Source organism: Kribbella sp. NPDC006257 (genome assembly GCF_040613535.1).
Classification (GTDB): domain Bacteria; phylum Actinomycetota; class Actinomycetes; order Propionibacteriales; family Kribbellaceae; genus Kribbella.
In genome coordinates this window covers 1-20,093 of the sequence record NZ_JBEXSJ010000032.1, presented here as the reverse complement: position 1 = coordinate 20,093, position 20,093 = coordinate 1, and the positions used below count along the sequence as shown (strand labels likewise).

General features: G+C 66.9%; 16 protein-coding genes and 1 pseudogene. 1 reads left to right on the top strand and 16 read right to left on the bottom strand.

From position 1 onward, the window contains the following. Window positions 1-22 precede the first annotated feature (22 nt). Window positions 23-2,746, top strand: a complete 2,724-nt coding sequence (locus tag ABZ004_RS30595) for a winged helix-turn-helix domain-containing protein (protein ID WP_355684549.1) — start codon at window positions 23-25, stop codon at window positions 2,744-2,746. On the opposite strand, the gene ABZ004_RS30590 is transcribed toward ABZ004_RS30595, so the two are convergent. The 16 genes and pseudogenes from ABZ004_RS30590 to ABZ004_RS30515 all read right to left on the bottom strand — a co-directional run. Then, window positions 2,712-3,254, bottom strand: coding sequence for a phage tail protein (locus ABZ004_RS30590; protein WP_355684548.1), 543 nt, complete (start codon window positions 3,252-3,254; stop codon window positions 2,712-2,714). The genes ABZ004_RS30595 and ABZ004_RS30590 overlap by 35 nt on opposite strands. After that, entirely contained in the window at window positions 3,254-5,200 is a 1,947-nt protein-coding gene (locus ABZ004_RS30585) for a putative baseplate assembly protein (protein WP_355684547.1), read from the bottom strand. Before ABZ004_RS30585 ends, ABZ004_RS30590 begins: the two co-directional genes overlap by 1 nt. Before the next feature lies 1 nt (window position 5,201). After that, complete coding sequence (locus tag ABZ004_RS30580) at window positions 5,202-5,648, bottom strand: GPW/gp25 family protein (protein WP_355684546.1); 447 nt, start codon at window positions 5,646-5,648, stop codon at window positions 5,202-5,204. A 1-nt stretch (window position 5,649) separates the two neighbouring features. Then, a complete protein-coding gene (locus ABZ004_RS30575; RefSeq protein WP_355684545.1) occupies window positions 5,650-5,931 on the bottom strand; it encodes a PAAR domain-containing protein in 282 nt (93 codons plus the stop codon). A gap of 9 nt (window positions 5,932-5,940) precedes the next feature. Further along, window positions 5,941-7,689 carry a VgrG-related protein gene (locus ABZ004_RS30570; RefSeq protein WP_355684544.1) on the bottom strand — a complete coding sequence of 583 codons (1,749 nt, stop codon included), beginning with the start codon at window positions 7,687-7,689 and terminating at the stop codon, window positions 5,941-5,943. Then, a complete protein-coding gene (locus ABZ004_RS30565; RefSeq protein ID WP_355684543.1) occupies window positions 7,690-8,445 on the bottom strand; it encodes a peptidase M23 in 756 nt (251 codons plus the stop codon). It lies immediately after the preceding gene. Continuing rightward, entirely contained in the window at window positions 8,442-8,885 is a 444-nt protein-coding gene (locus ABZ004_RS30560) for a phage tail protein (RefSeq protein WP_355684542.1), read from the bottom strand. Before ABZ004_RS30560 ends, ABZ004_RS30565 begins: the two co-directional genes overlap by 4 nt. A 16-nt stretch (window positions 8,886-8,901) precedes the next feature. Next, window positions 8,902-10,041: a hypothetical protein gene (locus tag ABZ004_RS30555; protein ID WP_355684541.1), complete on the bottom strand. Its 1,140-nt coding sequence runs from the start codon at window positions 10,039-10,041 to the stop codon at window positions 8,902-8,904. A 1,410-nt stretch (window positions 10,042-11,451) separates the two neighbouring features. Continuing rightward, window positions 11,452-11,610 (bottom strand): DUF6760 family protein, encoded by a 159-nt coding sequence (locus ABZ004_RS30550; protein WP_355684540.1) that lies wholly within the window; start codon window positions 11,608-11,610, stop codon window positions 11,452-11,454. Continuing rightward, a complete protein-coding gene (locus ABZ004_RS30545) occupies window positions 11,607-12,074 on the bottom strand; it encodes a hypothetical protein (protein ID WP_355684539.1) in 468 nt (155 codons plus the stop codon). The genes ABZ004_RS30550 and ABZ004_RS30545 overlap by 4 nt, the downstream gene beginning before the upstream one ends. Further along, the gene (locus tag ABZ004_RS30540) at window positions 12,074-12,517 is read right to left on the bottom strand and encodes a phage tail protein (RefSeq protein ID WP_112246009.1); all 444 of its coding nucleotides are present in this window, start codon (window positions 12,515-12,517) and stop codon (window positions 12,074-12,076) included. The genes ABZ004_RS30545 and ABZ004_RS30540 overlap by 1 nt, the downstream gene beginning before the upstream one ends. A 41-nt stretch (window positions 12,518-12,558) precedes the next feature. Continuing rightward, window positions 12,559-14,106: a phage tail sheath C-terminal domain-containing protein gene (locus ABZ004_RS30535; RefSeq protein ID WP_355684538.1), complete on the bottom strand. Its 1,548-nt coding sequence runs from the start codon at window positions 14,104-14,106 to the stop codon at window positions 12,559-12,561. 129 nt (window positions 14,107-14,235) lie between these two features. After that, on the bottom strand, window positions 14,236-14,856 hold the full coding sequence (locus tag ABZ004_RS30530; protein WP_355684537.1) for a hypothetical protein: 621 nt from the start codon (window positions 14,854-14,856) through the stop codon (window positions 14,236-14,238). Window positions 14,857-14,901: 45 nt separating this feature from the next. Further along, window positions 14,902-15,417 carry a DUF4157 domain-containing protein gene (locus ABZ004_RS30525; protein WP_355684614.1) on the bottom strand — a complete coding sequence of 172 codons (516 nt, stop codon included), beginning with the start codon at window positions 15,415-15,417 and terminating at the stop codon, window positions 14,902-14,904. A gap of 196 nt (window positions 15,418-15,613) precedes the next feature. Then, a complete protein-coding gene (locus ABZ004_RS30520; RefSeq protein WP_355684536.1) occupies window positions 15,614-19,471 on the bottom strand; it encodes a hypothetical protein in 3,858 nt (1,285 codons plus the stop codon). Window positions 19,472-19,578: 107 nt separating this feature from the next. Further along, a pseudogene (locus ABZ004_RS30515) lies at window positions 19,579-20,093 on the bottom strand (hypothetical protein); the annotation flags it as partial.

Genomic DNA, 20,093 nt, shown 5'->3' with positions numbered 1-20,093 from the left:
GGGGCAAGTCGTGGGTTCAGTGGTGTTCAGGGAGAAGGTCAGACGGCCCGAGCCGTCGGGTCTGTCGCGCGATCGCTTGGAGCGTCCGCTGCTCGACGAAGCGGGTCCCAGCGTCGGACTGTTGCTGGCGCCTGCCGGCTCGGGCAAGACGACGCTGCTCGCTCAGGTCGCCGCGACTCGACTCCGGCCAACCGCTTGGTACCGGGCGCGCCCCGAGGACCGGTCCGAGGACGCCCTCGTCCGGCATGTGACCGAGGCGCTGTCTGTCGTCCTGCCGACAGCACTCGCTGCGTCGACGACTGTCGACGAGTTGATTCTTGCAACTGAGCAAGGGGTTCCTGGACCGGTTCAGTTGATCGTGGACGACGTACACGAGCTGGCGGGGAGCCCGGCCGAGGCCGCGCTGGAGAGGTTCCTGGAGTTCCGCCCCCGGCATCTGCGGTTGCTGCTCGGCTCTCGTCGGCCGCTCGGGTTGAACACGCCACGACTGATCGTGTCCGGGGATCTGCTGGAGCTGGACAGCGACGATCTGCGCTTCCGGTCGTGGGAGGTCGAGGAGCTGTTCCGGTCGGTGTACCGGCAACCGCTGTCGCCTGAAGCAGCAGCCGCGCTGACCCGGCGTACGGGCGGGTGGGCTGCTGGGTTGCAGTTGTTCCACCTGGCGACGATGGGCAAGTCCAGTACCGAACGGATCCGTGCGGCGACCGAGCTCGGTGGCCGGTCGCGGTTGGTCCGGGCCTACCTGACTCGCAACGTGCTCGCTGGACTTGCACCGCAGCGACGCCGCTTCCTGCTGATCACCAGTGCGCTTGGCAGGCTTACTGGACCGCTGTGCGATGAGCTGCTTGAGCAGACGGGTAGCGCTGGTGTGCTGGAGGAGCTGGAGGCGCTCCAGTTCTTCACGACATCCACGGATGACGGGGCGACGTACAGATATCACCAGGTGCTGCAGACACATCTAGAAGGCTTGCTGATCGATGAGCTGGGCGCTGCTGCCTCGCGAGAGATCCACGAGCGCAGTGCGAACCTGCTGGAGAAGGCTGGTCATCCACGCGAAGCCATGCGGGCCTATGCACTCGCTGACGACTGGGCTGCGGTCGCACGGCTGCTGCAGGACGGCAACGCCGTTGGTCACGACTGGGTGGAGCACTCGGGCTTACCAGACGACGACCCTTGGCTAGCGCTTGCGAGAGCTCGCCGCTTGTTCCGGTCGGGTTCAGTGAGCGCCGCAGTGGCTGCCTATCGCGATGCCGAGGCCCTGCTCGACGACCCGGACTTCCAGGCCCGCTGTGCAAACGAACGTGCCCAGGCCGAGGTCTGGTTGCCGCAACCGCCGGCCCAAGCATCCGTACGCCGTATCGGGCAAGCGATTCGCCAGGCGCTCACGCGGTGGCCCGGGCCGGCCAGTAGCGACCCGCTGGCGGCAGGGTCGATCGCCTTGCTGGGTGGACGGTTCGATGCGGCCCAGGAGCTCTTGACACTGGTCGCTGCGGACTCGTCGCTCAAGTCGGCGAGTCGGCTGTGGGCTGCGATCGCCGTCGTCGTGACGGACCTGGCGCTCGGGAACTGGTCGCACGCCGAGGTGCCGCTGGAGGAGATCGCGCTCTCGGCCGAGCTGGACGAACTTCCCTGGCTGGCCCGGGTCGCGCGCGGGCTGCAGGCGGCCGTCTTGCTGGCCACCCGGCCGGAGGACTGGCGACCCGACGGCTGCGCCTCGATGGTCGACGACTGTGTCCGCGACGGCGACCGGTGGGGCTCGTTGCTGATGGCAACCTTCATCGGTGCCGCTCAGCTGAAGGCCGACAACGACCAGGCAGCGACGCACTGGCTCGGCCGGGCCGCCACCGAGGCTGCCGCACTCGAAGCTCGCGCTCTGCAGACCTGGGCTCTCGCCCTCGCAGCCGTGGCGATGGCCAGGCAGCGACATCCGGACGCAGCTGCCCAGCTGGCCGAGGCCGAAAGCTTGATCCGCTCAGCAGCTGTACCGGGCCCCCGCCGGCTCCTCGACCACGCCCGCCAGCTGGCCGAGACCACTCGGACCGTCGAGCTGCCCACGCGGCTGCAGACCCTGGGCGGTTTCAGGCTGGAAATCAACGGCCAGGAAGTCGAGTGGCCGCCACTTCGTCCGCGTGCCCGCGCCTTGTTGTTGCTGTTGGCAATTAACCCCGGCAAGGATTTGCATCGGGAAAGGTTGATCGACGCACTCTGGCCGGACGCTCCCCCAGAGGCAGGAACGCATCGTCTCCAGGTCGCGGCGTCCAACGTCCGGCAGTGCCTCACCGCGATCGGCCTGAGCGACCAGGCGGTGCAACGCAATGGCGACGCCTATCGCCTGGTGCTTCCCGACGCGTGGATCGATCTGCTGGAGTTCGAGCGACAGCTGCGGAAGGCCAGGCGATCCGGCACGCTCGCCGACTGGTCCGGCGTACTGGACCTCTATGTCGGCGAGCTGCTGCCCGAGGTAGGCGCTGCTGAGTGGGTGCTGGCCGAGCGGGACCGCTACCGGCTCGCCGCGGCCGACGCCGCAGTACAGGTGGCTGGTCTGGCCGAGGATGCTCAGGCTCTGCGGGCAGCGCATCGTGCTGTCGAGCTCGACCCGCTCCGCGACTCCTCCTGGCTCCTGCTGGCCGACCTGCAAGCAGATCAGGGCGATCCGACCGCTGCGGCAGCGACCCGCCGCGAGCACACCCGGATCTGTGCAGAGCTGGCCGTCAGTCCGCCGGGACGACCTGGACGCGATGGATGACGTGCGCCGGCTTCAGTGCCGCCACAGTGTCCTTCAACCGCTCCTCGTCGATCTCCTGTCCCGCCACTGGAAACACCTGTACGACGAGAGCCGGTAGAGCCTCTCCCGGCAGCGGGTCATTGGGATCCACGGACCAACTGGCTCCACCTGACTCCACTACTTCGGTCCGCACGCCGAGCACAGCACTGATCGCCAGCTCGATCCCCAGCCGCGTTCCCTGTCGCCCATGCAGCTCACTGGTCGAGCGCAGCAACTCCCGCTGGCGCACGGGATCGTCACCGCGATCTACTGCGAGTCCTAGCCAGTGCGCTAACCAGGGCAACATGTCCTCGGGCGCAGTACCGAGGTCCAGGTACGCCGGGAGGTTGTCCAGCGCACTGATCACTGGTGCCAGCACGTCATCAAAGCTCGCACACAACTGCTGAGTGAACTGATCCGTCCGGTACGCCGACGGCAGGATCTCGCCGATCGGATGTGGACTCGGCAGCGCCCCCAATGCCCCACGCATCAGCGCACCCGCACTTGATGCTCGTAGGAGAACACAAGCGCAGTAGCCGGCAGATCCAGCCGCTGCACCGGCGCCCCGCGCCGCCCTGTCTCCGGATCAGCAGGGAACAGCGCAACGCTCATCTCCTGCGCCATATCGACTCCTGGGATCCGTGCCAGCGCAGCGTGTACTTCATGCGACTGCACCGACCGCCCAAACGGCCAGCCAGTCCCGTCCGGCCCACCGGTCAACGGATGCAGCATGCCGTACAACGCCTTGAGCACACCCTCTTTCACTTCCTCCGGGTCGAACCGGGACCGCGCACTCACGTCGACAACAGCCGTCAACCCGACGTACTCCGCCGGCGCCACCAGCAACCGGGTCCCCACCAGCCGCCGCTCATCCAACGTCTGCGTGATCCGCTCCAGCGTTCCTTCGGGCGGAATCAAATCGTTCCGCCGAATCCTCCCGACGAGGTCACCGTAAACGTGCGGTACGACGAGCACCCGGATCCCACCGGCGTCGGCAGCCTCGGTCGCCGGGACGCATTGGACCCGCGCCGCATCCGGTGCGACCTCGCGCGCCAGCTCCTCGAAGTCCTCCATCGTGACCGCACGACCGCGTGACCTCAGCAGCATCGGCCCGCGCACCTTCGCCTCGTCGAGCGACTCCGCATCCGCTCCACCGATCGCCGGCGCCCGGTTCTCGACGCGCGCGACGTACGGGACGCTCGTCTTCAGCACCCGGACCTGCCCGCGCGCGACATTGCCACGCCGTCCACCACCGGTCCGGTACGACGAGATGGCGACGCTGGTGCCCGAGCGCGGCGCGGCACCGTAGTACCGGAGCCGCCCGTCGGCCGTCCGTACTGCGGGCCCGAACTGCACGCCACCGGAGAACGCATCGATCCGGAAATGCCGATCGGTCTCACCGGAGTCGGCGAAAGTCGTCACCGGCTCCCAGGTCTCGACGCCGTCCTCGTCGGTCACCTCGACCGTGCACGGCTCCTCGGAGGGCACCACCGGATTCCGCTTCAGGGCGAACCGTTGTCCGGAAGTCCCGTCGGACCGGCCGAGCAGCTCGTGCCGGATCACCTCGGCGTGCATCATCGGGACAGTGCCGCCGATGGTGAACGCGGACGCCGAAAGGATCCGCGGCGAGGCCGTGTACGTCGGGCGCCCGTCGTCCACCGGAAGCAATCGGCACCGGATCCAGCCGGCCCGTTGCCGGGCGATGATCGAGGTCTCGTGCTGCGGCGGGACATGGATGACGACGTCACCCGCCTTGTTCAGGCCGCCGGTGTCGTCCTTGTCGAGATCGCATTCGGTCCAGCCGGAGCCGGTCCAGGCCTCCCAGACCAACGGCGGGTGGCGCGGATCGACACCGACGCCGGAAACGCTGCAATTCAGCCGGATGTTCACCGCGCAGGACGGCACCGCTTCGCTGAGGCCGATCAGCAGGGCGTCACCAGGGCTTGGTTCATCGGAAAAACAAGGGAATCCGTTCTTGCCGGAGAGCGCGGTGGTGAGATCGGCCGGCGTACCGTCGACCGGCGCCGCACCCGCGCGTGCGAAGGAACAGGGAATGATCTCCAGGTCCTGCGTGGTGGTGAAGACGATCGGTTCGTGGATGTCCGTCCGCGGCGTCGCGACCTCGGTCCCGGCCCGGACCAGCACGGTCTGCGGCTGCGGTGCGGACAGCCAGAACGTCGCCCCACCCCGGGCCGCCGCCGGTGGCCGCAGCTCGACGCCGATCAGCTCTAAGAATTTGACATAGTTCAAGTCGGGAACCCGGTTCACCCGGTAGATCAGCTGGTCGACCATCTGCGCGAACGCCTCGATCAGCGTCACGCCGGGATCGGAGACGTTGTGGTCGCTCCAGTCGGGGCATCGCCGCTGGACGAGCCGCTTGGCTTCGTCCACCAGCCCTTGGAAGGTCCTGTCGTCCAGATTCGGCGCGGGCAACATGTCAGACCCCCAGCTCGGCCGGCCGGTAACCAGCCACCGTCGTACCGGCGATCTCTTCGTCCGGGATCGTGTAGAAGGGGAAGACCAGGTTGCGCGGGTCGTTCGTCCCGAGGATCAGGTAGCCGACGTCGACATGGACCCGGCCGGACTCGATCTCGTCGTACAGCACGTTCACGTCCTCGACCGAGATCCGCGGCTCCCACTGCTCGAGCGCCTCGCGGACGTCGTACGCGATCTGCCCTGCCGTCGCCGCGTTCGCCGGGCCGAAGACGTGGTCGTGGATCCGGCAGCCGAACTCGGGCCGCATCGGGCGCTCGCCCTTCGCCGTCCCGAGGATGAGGCGGATCGCCTGCTCGATCTCACGTTCCCTGGTCACCAAGGCGATCCCGCCGGTGGCATCCGTGCCGACCGGGAAGGCCCAGCCGGCGCCGATGAAGTCGGTACTCATCTCACCCTCCGATCATGACGGTCGGCGCGCCCATCACGATCGGCGCACCACAAGCGGCCAGGTCACCCATCCGCGCGGCCGGCATCCCGCCGATCAGCACGGTCGGGCAACCAGGCGGGACGATCGCGCTCGGCGGATGCACCGCGGGCGGCGGGAACGAGCAGATGTGCGGCGTCCCCACCGTCGCGGCCGGCATCCCCGCGATCAGCACGGTCGGTACGCCGGGCGGCCCGATCACGCCGGGATGGCCGGTCGGATCGCCGACCCTGGCTGCTGCTGGCATCTTTGCCCCCTAGTTGATCTTGACCATCGCGGCGGAGACCGAGCACAGCGCGCCGCCCTTGACCTCGGTCTGCGCGCTGCCCTCGAGGGTGGTGTTCGCGCCCTTGAGCTGCAGGTTGCCGGTGGCGGTGACCGAGACCTCGCCACCTTTGAGTTCGAGCTTGGCGCTCGACGAGTCGATCGTGATGCCCTGGCTGCCCTCGATCTTGACGGTCCCGTCGGCATGCACGGTGATCGTCGTACTGGTCGCATCCAGGGTGACGCTGAGCTTCCCGTCGCCACTTGCCAGCGTGACGCCTTCGTGCTGGCCGTCCTGGTCGAGCAGGTCGATCCGATGACCCTTGCGGGACACGATCGAGCGCCGGTTCACCGCACCGGAGCCGGAGTCGATCGGGTCGATCCCCTTGCTGTCCGGGAGATCGACACCGTTGTACAGACCCCCTAATACATAAGGTCTTCTGAGATCACCCTGCTCGAACATGACCAGTACTTCGTCGCCGACCTCCGGCACGATCAGGGTGCCGCGGTCCTTCCCTGCGCCGGCTTGCACCGTCCTCGCCCAAGCGCTCACGTAGTCGTCGGAGAGCCAGGGCAGTGTCAGCTTCACGCGGCCGAGCTTCTCCGGGTCGTTGTTGTCGCTGACCTGACCGATGACGATGCCGGTTGGTGCTCGCTGACCGGTTGAGCCTGTGAGTCCCAGGAGACTCCGGTCGTGGGCACCAGTGACCGCGAAGGAGGTGGTGTAGCCGGTGGTCGGGTCGATGCGATGCCGCGTCGTGGTGACGGTGTACTTGCTGTCAAACGGCGCACCCAGGTTCTCGACCGTGATGGCCACGCCTGCCTTGAGAGTTGGGTTGCCTTGGGCAACACCGTTGAACTCCGCGAAGGCCCCCGCGATGCCTTCGGCGATGGCGGCGGCAGCTTGATCGACTTCAGCTTGAGTGCGATGCGGTACGTCGGTCGCGACGTACACCGGATCGCCGAAAGCGTGCGCGAAGTCGGCCGGATTCGCCTGGGGGAGTTCGGCCGTGGTGGTCTTCGCCGGCCTGCGCGTGGTGAGCGCCTTCTTGGTCGACAGATCCCAGCCGCGCACCTCGACCTCCTTCACCTGCCCGGCCGAGGTCAGCACCGCGCGGAACCTGAGCAGGTCGGTGCCGAGCTGAAGCACCAGCGGGCTCTGTTCGTTGCTCGGGGCACCCGATGCGGTGGCCGGTGGGCCGAAGTTGAACTTGCCGTCGCGGACGGAGACTTCGTAGCCGGCATCCGACGCCAGTCCGTCGAGCAGTTCCCAGTCGCTCATCCCGGCCTGCGAGATGTGCTCGAACACGGTGGTCGTCGGCTTGATCGTGCCGTTGGTGAAGCCGGCCCGTTGCGAGACCTTCTGGGCGATGTCCGACGCGGTCATCTGGTGGTAGCTGTTCGTCGTACGGCCTCTGAAAAGTCTGTGGGCCGGGTCGTAGCCTCTGATCACGGTGAACGATCCGCCGGTATCGAACTCTGCTTCCAGCGCGGTGATCTCGCCTGCCATCAGCAGTACGGCGGTCTGGCTGGTGCTCGTCATCACCGAGACCCTGACCGGCGAGCCGATCTTGGCCCCGGTCTTCTGCAACACCAGGTGATCGCCGTCACGGAACCTTATTTCAAAGAGATCCGGCAGGCGTTGGCTGTCGTCGACGTACACCGTGCTGAGCAGATTCACCACGTCCGCAGGCAAGGCCTGGCCGTTGATCTCGATCAGGCAGGTGTTCGTGATCGACATTCAGACCAGCTCCTCGGGCGCCGGCAGCACCATCACGGTCCCGATCGGCAACCGCATCGGATCGTCGACGCTGTTGTACTTCGCGATCGCCCGCCACATGGCCGGATCCCCGTACTCCGCGTAGGCCACCGATGCGAGCGTGTCGCCGTCGATCATCCGGTGCGACCTGCGCACCGACTGCCCACCAGACGTCGGGTTCTGCCGCCACGGCTCGTTCGGCATCTCCTCCATCGCGACGCTGCAGAGCGCGCGGATCGGCACTCCATCGGGGCTGAACAGCGTGTACTTAGCACTGACGGAAGTCACGAACGCCGGGAAGCTCGCGATCTTGCCCCACTGCAACACCACCAGCGGCGGCGTCGGCTTCTCCTTGCCGCGACTCTCCTCGGTCGGGACGCAGCAGCTGAACAGTTGCTCCACAGCCGCCACCACACTGCCGTCATGGTTGCCGGAGGCATCGAAGAACATTTCGACGGTGAGCTTGCACGGCTCGGCGCCACTGAACTCGGGTGGACCAGCAGACTTCGCCTTCTTGGCCGGCTTCCGCTCCCACTTGGCCGACTTCTGGATCGTCACTTCCTTGGGGTTGAACTGGAACTGGATCGTGCCGCGGTCCGCACCCTTGCCCCCGCCACTCTTCGGCGACGGGTCGAACATCTTCAGCTTCGCCTTCTCCAACTGCGCCCGCCCACCGCCGCCCGGATCCGTGGGCTGGGCGCCACCCGCGGTCGTGGTCAACGCGATCGGGTTCGTCATCCGGCCACCTTCTTCGCGGTGAACCCGTGATGGGCGATCTCGAGCGTCTCCAGCGCCACCTTCGGCGAGTCGAGGTTCAGGCCGGGACCGCTCCACTTCACCGGGATCACGCCGAGCAATCCCCACTGGGCCACGGTTTTCCGCTCGGCCGTCATCGCGGTGATACTCGCGGTCTGCGGCTTCACGCCGGTCGTCATGCTCGCCAGCCAGGCCATCACCTCGGTGGTGTCCTTGCAGAGCGGCCGGGTCAGCTTGATGTTGGTGTACTTGATCCTGGTCGGCAACTGCCAGATGAAGCCGTTCTGCCCGCCCTCCTCGCGCTGCTCCAGCACGATCTCCAGGCCGAGCCCCTCACAGCTGTTGAACGTCCCGAGCCGCGCGTCGTCGATGGTCACCCCGAAGCACACGCTCACCGCCGGTTCCGGATAGCTCTGCGTCATCCCGCCACCCCCTCCATCAGTGCCACCGGTCCGTCACCCGGCCGGCCCGCTCCCGATCCAGCCACAACTCGGCCCGCAACTTCGCCGTCAACGGTTCGTACAACCGCTTGGCCAACTCCTCCACCTCAGCCGCACTAACCGCCTTACCCGGTGCCGCTGTTGCTGGAGCCGGCGCCGCTTGAGCCGGCGCAGCTTGATCTGGCGCTGCTTGATCTGGCGCGGCCTGTACTGCGGCCACCGGTGCCTCATCCCTCTGTACGACGCTCTCCGACGTCGCCTGCCCCCCGAACATCTGCTGCAACGAAACAGCCTGCACGCTCTCGGCCTCAACCCGCTGAACGGCCGGCCCCGCGTGAAAACTCTCCCCCGCCGACCAAGACAACACCTGCTCCTGCGGCGCTTCTGTCACAGAGCTGTCCTGCGCCTGTCCAACTGCCTGTCCTGCGCTGACCTGGCTGCCTGGTACAGCCCCCGTCCGGCTACTACTAGGCACCCGAAGCCCCGGATGGTCATAAACAACCCGCTGCACAGCGGGCGGCACACTCACGGCGTTGGTCGTCCCCTGCACCCCCGGCACCGTCAACGGCGTCGCACTAGCCAACGGCACAACAGCATCCGCCCCGCCCCGCACCGGCGGCGGCCACAACAACTCAGCCGCCCCTCCTCCAACCCGCTGCACCACCGACTGATCCGCCACCCGCTGCACGGACCCCGCATCGCCCGCGCGCTGCACGAACCGCCCGTCGGTCGCCCGCTGCACGAACCGCCCGTCGGTCGCCCGTTGCACGGACCGCCCGGCCCCCGCGCGCTGAGCGGACTGCGCTTCGCCCGCCCGCTGCGCCACCGGCCCGAGCTTGCCCGCCCGGTTCGCCAGCAGTTCAACCTGCAAAGACTCCGGCACCCGCTCATCAGCCACCCGCTGCACGGGGAACTCCACCCGCGAATCCGCCGCACCGCCGGCAACCACAGGCAACCCGTCGTGACCCTCCTCTGCCCGCTGCACAGTCTCACCGTCGTCCTGCGGCCCGCCCAACGCCGACACGAACGCCGACTGACCCACCAGCGGCACCTGCTCCACAACCGGCTGCACCGATTCGCGCTGCCCACCATCTCGAGCCGCAGCGTGCTCATGATGATCCTGCGGAGACTCAACCACCCGCGAAACCACCGGCAACCCCGCCGACGCAAAAGAGCTCTGCACGTCAACAACAGGCGCAGACCGAGCCTCAATCACCGGAAGCTCTCCCGCCCGCCCCCCAGTACCCCCACCCACCGCCGGCAACGAGAACGTCCGCACCGCCGCCGATGCCCCCTCCACCGCCCGCTGAACCACCCCACCGTCTCCGCTCAACCGCCGAACCGCCTCAAAATCCCCCGCCACCCGCTGAACGGGGACAGCCCTTTCACTCAATCCTTGGACCGACTCAAAACCCCCAGCCGTCCGCTGAACCGGAACAAGGCCCTCACCCGATCCCCGGACCGACCCAAAACCCTCAGCTGATCGCTGAACCGAAGCAAAGCCCTCACTCGATCCCCCGACCGACCCAAAACCCTCAGCTGATCGCTGAACCGAAGCAAAGCCCTCACCCGATCCCGGGACCAGCCCACTGCCCTCAGCTGATCGCTGGACAGCGGCAGAACTCTCCGCCGATCCCCGAACCGGCTCAAAGCCTCCAGCTGTTCGCTGAACCGGAGCAAAGCCCTCGGCCGATCTCTGGACCGGCGCAGAAGCCTCCACCGCCCGCTGGAGCACCGCAGAATCCCCGCCGGCTTGCTTGGCTGCCGCAGAATCCACGGCGGCTCGGTTGACCGACACGGCATCCTCGGCGGCTCGGTGGACCGGTGCAGACTGCTCAGCTGATCGCTGGACCGATGCACCCCACTCAGCCGATCTCTGAATCGGCGCAAGCCCCTCCACCGCCCGCTGCACCGGTGTAGACCCATCGCCCGTTCGCTCGACCCTCGCAACCCCGTCCGCCTCCCGCTGGACCGGCGCGAATCCTTCAGCCGCCTGCTGGACCGGCACAAACCCTTCAGCCGAACTCTGGATCGGTGCAGACCCGTCGACCCTTTGGACCGGGGGAAGGCTCTCGGCTGCTCGCTGAACCGGAGGAGGCTGCTCGGCTGCTCGCTGGACGGAGGAGCTCGCACCGCCGCTTCCCGTAGTACTGAAGTTCGCCGCGCTCGGCGGCAGGGTGAACTCATGCCGCTGCTCGACCGGCGCCGGCTGTGCATAGTTGCCGATCTCGCCGGCGGGCGCATCCACCGTCAGCGCATGCCCGAGCGGCGCCAGGAACCGCGGATCCTGGTGCGCCGACAGCGACTCCCGAAACGATGCTGCGGACACCACCGGCGCCAAGTCCTCAGTAGACCGCTGCAACGGCGGCAGATCCTCCCACGCCGCCCGCAGCCCACCACCCCCGAACGCACCACCAGCAGCGTCCCACTCGCCCGTCGTGCCGGCAATCTCGGCGCCACCTGCGGACCCACCTCCGCCGTCCATGCTGTTGCCCCCAGCAACCGAAGACGGTGCGGAAGTGGAGCGACGGAAGGGCCAGGGCATGGTTTACCTTCCGGGGTGGGTGCGGGTGTTCAGGGTGGCGATCTCGTCGACGAAGCGGCGGCGTTCGGGGTGTTCGAGGTCGAGGATCTCCTCGCGGGACCAGTGGAAGTGGTAGGCGACGTACGCGACCTCGGAATACAGCTGCTCGGCCGCGTACGTCACGATTCCCCCAGGCGACCACCGGCCAGGTCGATCGCGAACGCGTGCCCGCACGCCGGGCAGTTCACCCCCGCACGGGTATGTCCCTCTTGATTCACCCGGCGATACAAGTCCTGCAAAAAGGCGAGATCCGCCGCGAACAGATCCTCGATCACCCCGGCATGGATATCGGTATGACTCCCCAGCCGGGTCACGACACGACCGAGCAGAACCACCGTCAGGTACGCCGGGTTCTCGCGCACCCGGTCGTCCCGCAACGGCACCAGTTCGTCGCGTGCCGTCGCCAGCCGCATCACCCCGTCGCGATGCACCACACCCGCCGAGTCGACGTACCCGCGCGGCAGCACGAACGGGAACTCAGTGCGCAGCACGTCGACCGCGACCGGCGCCGCGGCAACCTCCTGCGCCACCGCGGCGCTCGCGTTCGCAGTACCGGGGTCGAGCGTGGCAGACGTGGTGCGGCGCATCACTCCACCTCGAGCCGCTCGCAGGTGACGACCAGCTTCTCGGTCATCACCGAGGTGTCACCGGCCTTCATCGTGCCGATCTCGAGGCTCTTCGGCCAGGCGTTGGTGAGCTTGTACCGCTTCAGCGGCGCGCCCTCGTAGTCGTACACGATGATCGCACCACCCTTACGGACCGCGCCCATCTTGCCGAACTGGGAATCCTTGATCCACTTGTCGAAACTCGTGTCCGAGGAGAGTCCGCGGGTCAGCGTGATCTCCGGCGCCTTCCAGCGACCGGGCAGCTTCTTGATCACATACTTGCCGTCGGCACCGTTTTCCTTGAGTTCGATCACGTCTTGTTCCATCTTCAAGCCGCTGATCTCGGTGATGCTCTTGATCTGGATGCCGTCGAACTCCAGCCCGAAGGAGTGACCGACACCGGAGTCCATGTCCGGAAGAGCCATGACTGGTTACCTTTCTGCGAAGCCTGAAGAGAAGCTGGTGGTCACTCGCTGACCAGGCTGGTGCCGCCGGAGAACTGCGACAGCCGGAAGATGACGAACTCGGCCGGCTTCACCGGCGCGACCCCGATCTCGCAGACCACCTGGCCGGCGTCGATCCCCTCGGACGGGTTGGTCTCCGCGTCGCACTTGACGAAGAACGCGTCGTCCGGCGTCTGCCCGAACAGGGCTCCGTTGCGCCACTCGTTCACCAGGAAGGCGGAGATCGTACGCCGTACGCGGGCCCACAGCGCCTCGTCGTTCGGCTCGAACACGACCCAGTTGGTGCCGCTGAGAATGGACTCTTCGAGATAGTTGAAGAGCCGCCGCACGTTCAGGTAGCGCCAGGCCGGATCGGACGACAACGTCCGTGCGCCCCAGACCCGATTGCCGCGCCCGGGGAAGGTCCGCAGGACGTTGATGCCGACCGGGTTCAGCAGATCGTGCTCCGCCTTGGTGATCTGTACTTCGAGGCTCACAGCGCCCCGGATGATCTCGTTGGCGGGCGCCTTGTGCACACCACGGGTGTCGTCGTTGCGGCCCCAGATGCCGGCCATGTGCCCGGACGGCGGCATGAACCCGAGGTGCCCGGTGCCGGGATCGGCCGTCTTGATCCAGGGGTAATACAAAGCCCCGAACGCCGAGTCGTAGCCGGCCTTGTCGACCAGCCACTCCTTCACCTGCTGGGCATTGAGCCCGGGCGGCGAGTCGAGGATCGCGATCCGGTCGCCCATCAACTCGCAGTGCGCGAGCATCGCCAGCTGGACCGCCTGGACCGTCTCGAGGTCGATCGACCCCTGCTGGTACGCGCTCATCAGATCCGGTACGCAGAGCATCGTGATCTCGTCGACTGCCTCGAGCCCGCCGAACCCGGTCCGGTCGGAGACGTCGCCGACATAGTCCTCGGCCGTCAACCGCGGCGAGGGTACTGCGGGCGCCGGCGGCGGACTGGTGAGCGCGACCTCACCATGCGCGGGCTTCTCCAGCGCTGCCCCGGTGATCTCCTCGATCTTGACCAGCTTCGAGTTCGCGTTCACCACCGTGGCGACGTTCGTCTTGCCGCGCGACAAGGTCAGCCGGTCGAACTCCTCGGCCTGGTTGCCGTTCTGCTTGACGACGATCTTGAACATGTCGTCGGACGGGTTCTCGCCGCCGGCGTCGGTGATCTCGACGCTCACCTCGCCCGGCGACTGCGCCGGATCGAGCGCGACCACCCGGAACCGGCCCAGCATCGCCTGCGGCCCGGCGGGCAGTTCCTTGCGCCCACGCTTGCTGTCGGTGGACTCGGCACCACCACCGATCCGTACGACGTAACAGTTGCCGCCGCCGTTCAGGAAGTACCCGTAGACGGCCTGCGCCAGATACGAACCGGCCACGAAGCCGCCGAACGTATCGGTGAACGCGGTCCAGTTGCTGATCAGCGTCGCGGTGTTGAAGGGGCCGTCCTCGGCGAGCCCGACGAACGCGGCCACCGCCGTACCGACACCCTCGAGCGGGCGGGCGCCCGATTCGACTTCTTCCACATACACACCTGGTGACAGGTACGTCGGCATGCTTCCCCTCCTCGATCAGGATTTGCTCCAGCCTGATCGCCACCCCTGCCGAGCCCGGCGACCAACCGGACGCAGACCAGGGCACTCTCGATTGCCCGAAGGGGAAGTCCGAGCCGCCAGGAGGGCAACTCAGCAGTCGAGGTCGATGGTCCGCGTGAACGGGTCGATGGCGGCGGAGTTGTCGTCGGCCTTGCTGGCGCGGTCCGCTGCCTCGGTGTCGTGCATCTCCTGGAGCTTGGTCGACAGCTCCGCTTCCAGACCTGTCTTCCCGCAGCCCGTGATCGAGTACGCCCGCCGCGTCGTACCGTTGTACGTCCGCAGCCTTCGCGCATGATCCTGCTCATGCGGCCCCAGCACGTCCCGCAGGAACGCGCGCACCCGCTGCTCCTGGCATTCGTTCAACCCGTCCGGCACCGACGGCATCCGGATGTCCACATCGACGTGATAGGTCACCGCGATCGTCCCGGTTGCCCGCAGACAAGGATCCTCGTCCGGGCAGTCACACCCCTTGGCCCGGACGATCTTCGGCTTGCTCACGACGCTCGTGCCGCCGTCGTAGTTCCCCTTGGTCTCCCCGTGCAGACTCACATTGACCGGTCCACCCCGCAGCGCGATCGACACCGCCCGGTTCCCGGCTGTCTGCTGCAGCGCGATCACTCGCTCGTACGGCGTACCGCCGCCCGCCGCGCGCGCCGCAGTACCGGCGTCTTTCCGTACGCCGGACAGCAAGGTCTTCCTGCGGGCATGCACTTCTCCAGTGCACCCGCTCGACCCCTCCGCTGTCTACCAGCGGCGTCAGCTCTCCTCTTCTTGCGCCTCTTCCTCCTCACGCTGCACGAACGCCCCCTGCACCTCTTCCTCCTTCTCCTTCTCCTCCTCAGCGGGCGCCTCATCTCGCTGCACACCGACCACGGGCATGGGCGCCGCCATCACCCTGTCAGCGTTGGCCGAGGCCTCCCGCTCGAACCGGTCCGACGGATCGCTCACCTTGATCCCACCCGGCGCCGACGACCCCTCCACCGGCCCACTCCGCTGCTGCACCACATGCGTCAACTCATGCGCCAGCATCGTCTTCCCAGCGTCCGACCCCGGGTCGTACTTGTCCCGCTGAAACACCACGTTGCTCCCCACGGTGTACGCGTGCGCATTGACAGCCTTGGCCGAATCATGAGCAGCCGAGTCGTCATGCACCCGAACATCCCCGAAATCGGCCCCCAACCGCCCCTCCATCTCCCCCCGAACCTCAGGCTCCAACGGCCGCCCCCCACCAGAAATCACGTCATGCACCGGCGACCTTTCTTCCTCCACCATCGCCGTCACCCCACTGTTCCCCACAGCCCGCTGCAACCCCAACATCCCCACCCCACCCAACACATCAGTACGCCCCTCAACAGCCGCCTTCCCCTGCTGATCCGAAACCAACTCCTCAACCCGCCCACCCTTAGGCCGAAGAGCCTTCTCCTCAACATCAAACCCGTGCTCATGCATGACAAAGCCTTTCTCACGTTCATCGGAGCCCATTCGGGCCACTGAAGTTGGGGCCGACGTCGAGGAGGTAGGTCGGGTTCTTGTCCCCGACCTTCTCGCGGCCGCTCTTCCGGCCATTGCAGGACGTGCAGAGGCCGGACAGGTTCTCGATCTCCCTGAGGAATTTCTTCCGTTCGTCCTGCGTCATGAACCGGCCCCCCGCCTCCTTGTTCCAATGCTGCACAACAGCTTGACCGTGGTCGAGGGCGAAGCGACCGGTGTCCGAGCGGCGGTCGGCGGGGTGCGCATCCCGGCCGAAGCCGGGGCACCAGTAGATGTCGACGTTGTTGCTCATCGGCCCGGGGGGAAGATTCCTGTGCTGCAGCAGGTATTGCTTTTCCCGGTGAGCGTCGGTCGTCATCCGATCGAAGCCTTCGTAGAACACCTTGCGGATCTGCTTCTGATACTTCGGATGAACCTTGTCGTCGAGCACGTACTCACCGCCGGTCAGCTCCGTGATGTCCCACTTGGCGCCAAGCCGGATGGTTTCCTTCTCGACCTCGTCAACCGTGTTCTCCAGGTCGCGCCGGGTCTCCCGTTCGAGTTTGGCGGAGTCGCCCACCTGTTTGGCGCTCGCGAAGGCCGCCTCGGCCGTCGCGACCTTCCCGCGCAGTCCGCTGAGGTGGCTGGTGATGCCGGGATTGCCCTTGGCTTTGGGGTTCTCCAGCGCGCGGTCGATCCGGGCCATCAGCTCCGCCGCCGTGCTCGCGAGCATGACCCGGTACGCGCCGCCGCGTTGCTCGACGTACAGATGGTGGGTCCGTCCTTCCATGCCGACCGGCCGGCGCCGGCCAACTGCCTTGAAGATCGCGTTCCGCACGGCGTCGAGACCGGCCGTGACCTTGCCCTTGGCCCAGTCCTTGCCCTTCTCGACCTTGCCCTTCACGTAGGCCTTGCCGGCGGCGATCTTCTTCTTGGCCTTGTTGCCGAGGCTCTTGAGGCCTCGGATGACGGGGCCGGCCAGCTTCAAGCCGGTTTTGATGACGAAGTCGAGGGCCTTGTTGACTGGTTTTTGGAGTTTTTCTACTATTTCGCGGATCTTCTGGCCGATCCCGCCGAGGCCGATGACGCTGGCCAGGAAGCCGATGATGATCGGGACCATCTGGCCGAGGACGTCGTTGATCTTGTTGACGACGCCGGAGACGTTGCCGCGGACGATGTCGGCCGCCGAATCGATCACGGTGTTGACGAACTTGAGGATCCGGCTGCCGTTGGTGACGAAGAACATGATCACGTCGTAGATCAGCTTGCAGGCCTTGATGAACGCGGCGGCCGGGTTGAGCAGCCCGATCAGCCAGGTGATGCCGGCGGTGATGATCTTCGTGATGACGAAGTCCTTCACCTGTTCGAGGATCATCTCCTTGATGTCGCCGAGCTTCTCGATCAGCATCTGCCACAGCCCCGCGATCCCTTCGCTGCGGAGCTTCTGGAAGATCTCGACGCCCTTCTCCATCGCCGCCATCGCCGGTTCGCCGATGTTCTTCACCAGCCGGTTGCGGATGTTCGCCCAGGTCAGCCCGAACAGCGACAGCAGCAACTGGAGAATGCCGCGCACGTCGAACTTGTCCGGCAGCGTCACCCCACCCTCGGCCAGGGCGCCGAACAGCCACGACATCAGCCCCTTGCGCAGATGGTCGAGGATGTTGTCCTTGAACTTGAGGATGCCGCCCTTCACCCCGTCGATCAGGTTCGACAGGAAGCCGACCGGGTTCTTGATGATGTCCCCGACCACCCCGGCGGCCTTGGCCAGCACGTCCTTGAGCATCGAGACGAGCCCGCGAATCGTGTCGATGACCGCCTTGATCGCACCGATCGCCTTGTCGACCAGGCCCTTGTTCTCGGCCTGGAGCTCCTCGATCCGCTCGTCCAGCCCCTTGCGCGCCTCGCTGTACTTCGTCGCCAGCGTCTCCACCAGCGCGTCCTGCTTGGAATCGACGTCGCTCTCGAGTTCGGAGAACTTCTCACCGATCTCCTTCGACGCCTCGGACCCGACCTTCTGCAGATCGGCCGGCAGGCTCTTCACGTACGTCGCGATCTCGTTGCGCCCCGCCGCGATCCGCGCCTTCGCCGCGGTCAGGTCACCCCCGACGATGTCCGCGACCCGCGAGATCACCCCATCCATCTGCTTGAGGTAGATCTCCCGCCCGGCCTCGTAGAACTCGTTCACCTTGTCCGGCATCCCGAGCAGCTTGTCCTTGGCCCATCGCAGCCCGCCGAGCCAACCGCCGTACCGGTCTTCCTTGTACGCCGACATCTTGGCCGCCACGTACGTCTCGAAGGCACTCCGCGCCGCCTTCTCACCCTTCTCGAACTCGGCGTCGACCTTCGGATCGATCCCGTCCAGGATCTTCTTCACATCCGCCTCGGCCGCCGTGAAGATGCCCTGGATCTTGGTGGTTACCTCGGCCCGCTTCGCCTCGTCCTTGGACTTGGTCTTCCCCTTGTCCGCAACGAGTTTCGCCAGCGCGGCCGCCTTCGAGCCCTGCATTCCAGCGACCCCGGCCTTGGTCTCGGTGCCGGCCTCGGCCTTGTTCTGCTCGATGGTCTTCTGCTCTTCGGCCCGGAACGCGGCCGGTGCCGTATCGGCATGCGCGGCCGCAGTCTGCTTGTCGGCTAGGGCCCCTTGGAACTGCGGTTCGTTCGACTGCGCCAACTGCTGGTCGGTCACCTCGGCGTCGGCCATCTCCTGATTGGCCTGGTGTTTGCCGGCCTCCAGGTTGGTCTGCTCCGGCGGCGCCACCTTCGGAACCGCCCCGGCGGCCGGAATCGCGGCGGACCGCCCGGGATCCTCGGTCTCCAGCGGCGTGACCGGTTTGGGGACACCCTTCGACGTGTCCTCCGGAGCCCTGGTCGCGGTCTCGATGTCCTTGGCCTGGCCCTCCTTGCCCTCGCCGACCATGCCCTTGATCTCGCCCTTGACCTCACCGGCCTTGCCCGACTCCTTGTAGTTGTCGGCCTCCTTGAGTGTCTTCGGCGACTTGGCCTCGATCGCGGTCTTCACCGCGGCGATGAACGCCTTCTTGTCGAATGTCCCTGCCTGCTGCGCATCCATCGTGTCGGCCTTGGCAGCCTTGGCCTGGGCACCCAGGTCGCCGGTCGGTGGCAACGCGGCGTCCTGCGCCTCCTTGGCCTTCGCCGCGGCCGGCGGATGCGCCCGCTTCGCCTTGGCGAACCCCTTCACATTCCCGGTCACCCCGGTGAACGCAGGATCCTGCTCCGGCCGTACGCCGGTAGGCGGCGCCGGCGGCTCCAGCAACTGCGCCCCCGACAACGGCGCCATCGCAGCCGCCCCTCCGCCGCCACCAACTCCGCCGCCACCACCGCCTGAGCCCGCACCTCCGGACCCGCCGCCGCCCGTAGCCTTGGCCCCGCCTTTGCCACCACCCGGCTTGACCGGCTTGGCACCGGCCTTTCCCAACGGACTGACGGCCGGTACGGGTTTCGCCGGCGGCACCGCCTTCTTCGGCGCGACCGATCCCGGCCCGAATCCGGTCGTCGTCACCGCCAGCGCCGAGGCCGGCGGTTTGAGCCCTTCAAGATCAACCGGTACGCCGGCAGCCTTCGCCGCCTTCAGCCCTTTCTCCACCGTGTCGATCGCCGGTTCGTCATGGCGGATCTCTACCAGCGCAGCGTCGATTTCACTGGTGCCGTCGCCACCGGGCGCTTTGAGCTTCGCCTCCAGCAACGCGTTGACGGCGGCATTACCCGCCTTCCGCTGCAACGCCAGCAACCCCGGTGGAACGCGCGACCGATCGGCCGTGGCCCGCCGCTTACCTTCGGCAAGGGCGTCGTTGACCTCGGCCTTCACAGAAGAACCCGTCGGGCGCACGGCGGCCATCTCCCGAGCGTGCAGCTCCCGCGTACGGCGTACCGGCACCACACAGGCACTCGTCCGGGCAACCATCTCTGCCCGAAAGGACCCTCTCCGCCACCGCGCCGAGCCCGTCATCCGCCCGGCACCTGCTTGCCTGATGCGACTTCGGGCCGGGCCTGCTCATCCGGAGCGGCCGCGCCGGGTCCCGGACGGTGAGCTTCGTCCTGGGTCGGTGTGTCACCGTCCCGACCGATGTGCCCGGCGGCGCCAACCGGCTGGAGCTCGGTCTCTACGCGAACCCGGTCGGCCCCTTCAACGTCCTTCTCGGGTTGCGTCCGCTCGGGTTCGGGCAGCCCGGGTTGGGTCCGGACGAGTGGGTCCATTCGCTCGAACTCGGGCTGCTGCGGTTGTTCGGATTGGGTGTTGTTGTGGATGAGAGGTTCGGTGTTGTTGTGGATGAGAGGTTCGGTGTTGTTGTGGATGAGGTAGGTGCCGCGGTGGGTGACGTGGAGTGTGAATCCGTAGCGGGTGGTCCATTCGAGGGTGTCGTCGTCGAGGCGCGTGACGTTCCAGCCGCCGTGGGTCTTGATCCGGTGGCTCAGTCGCCCGAGCGGCGTGAGGTTGTCGGTGCTGGTTTGTCCTGGGG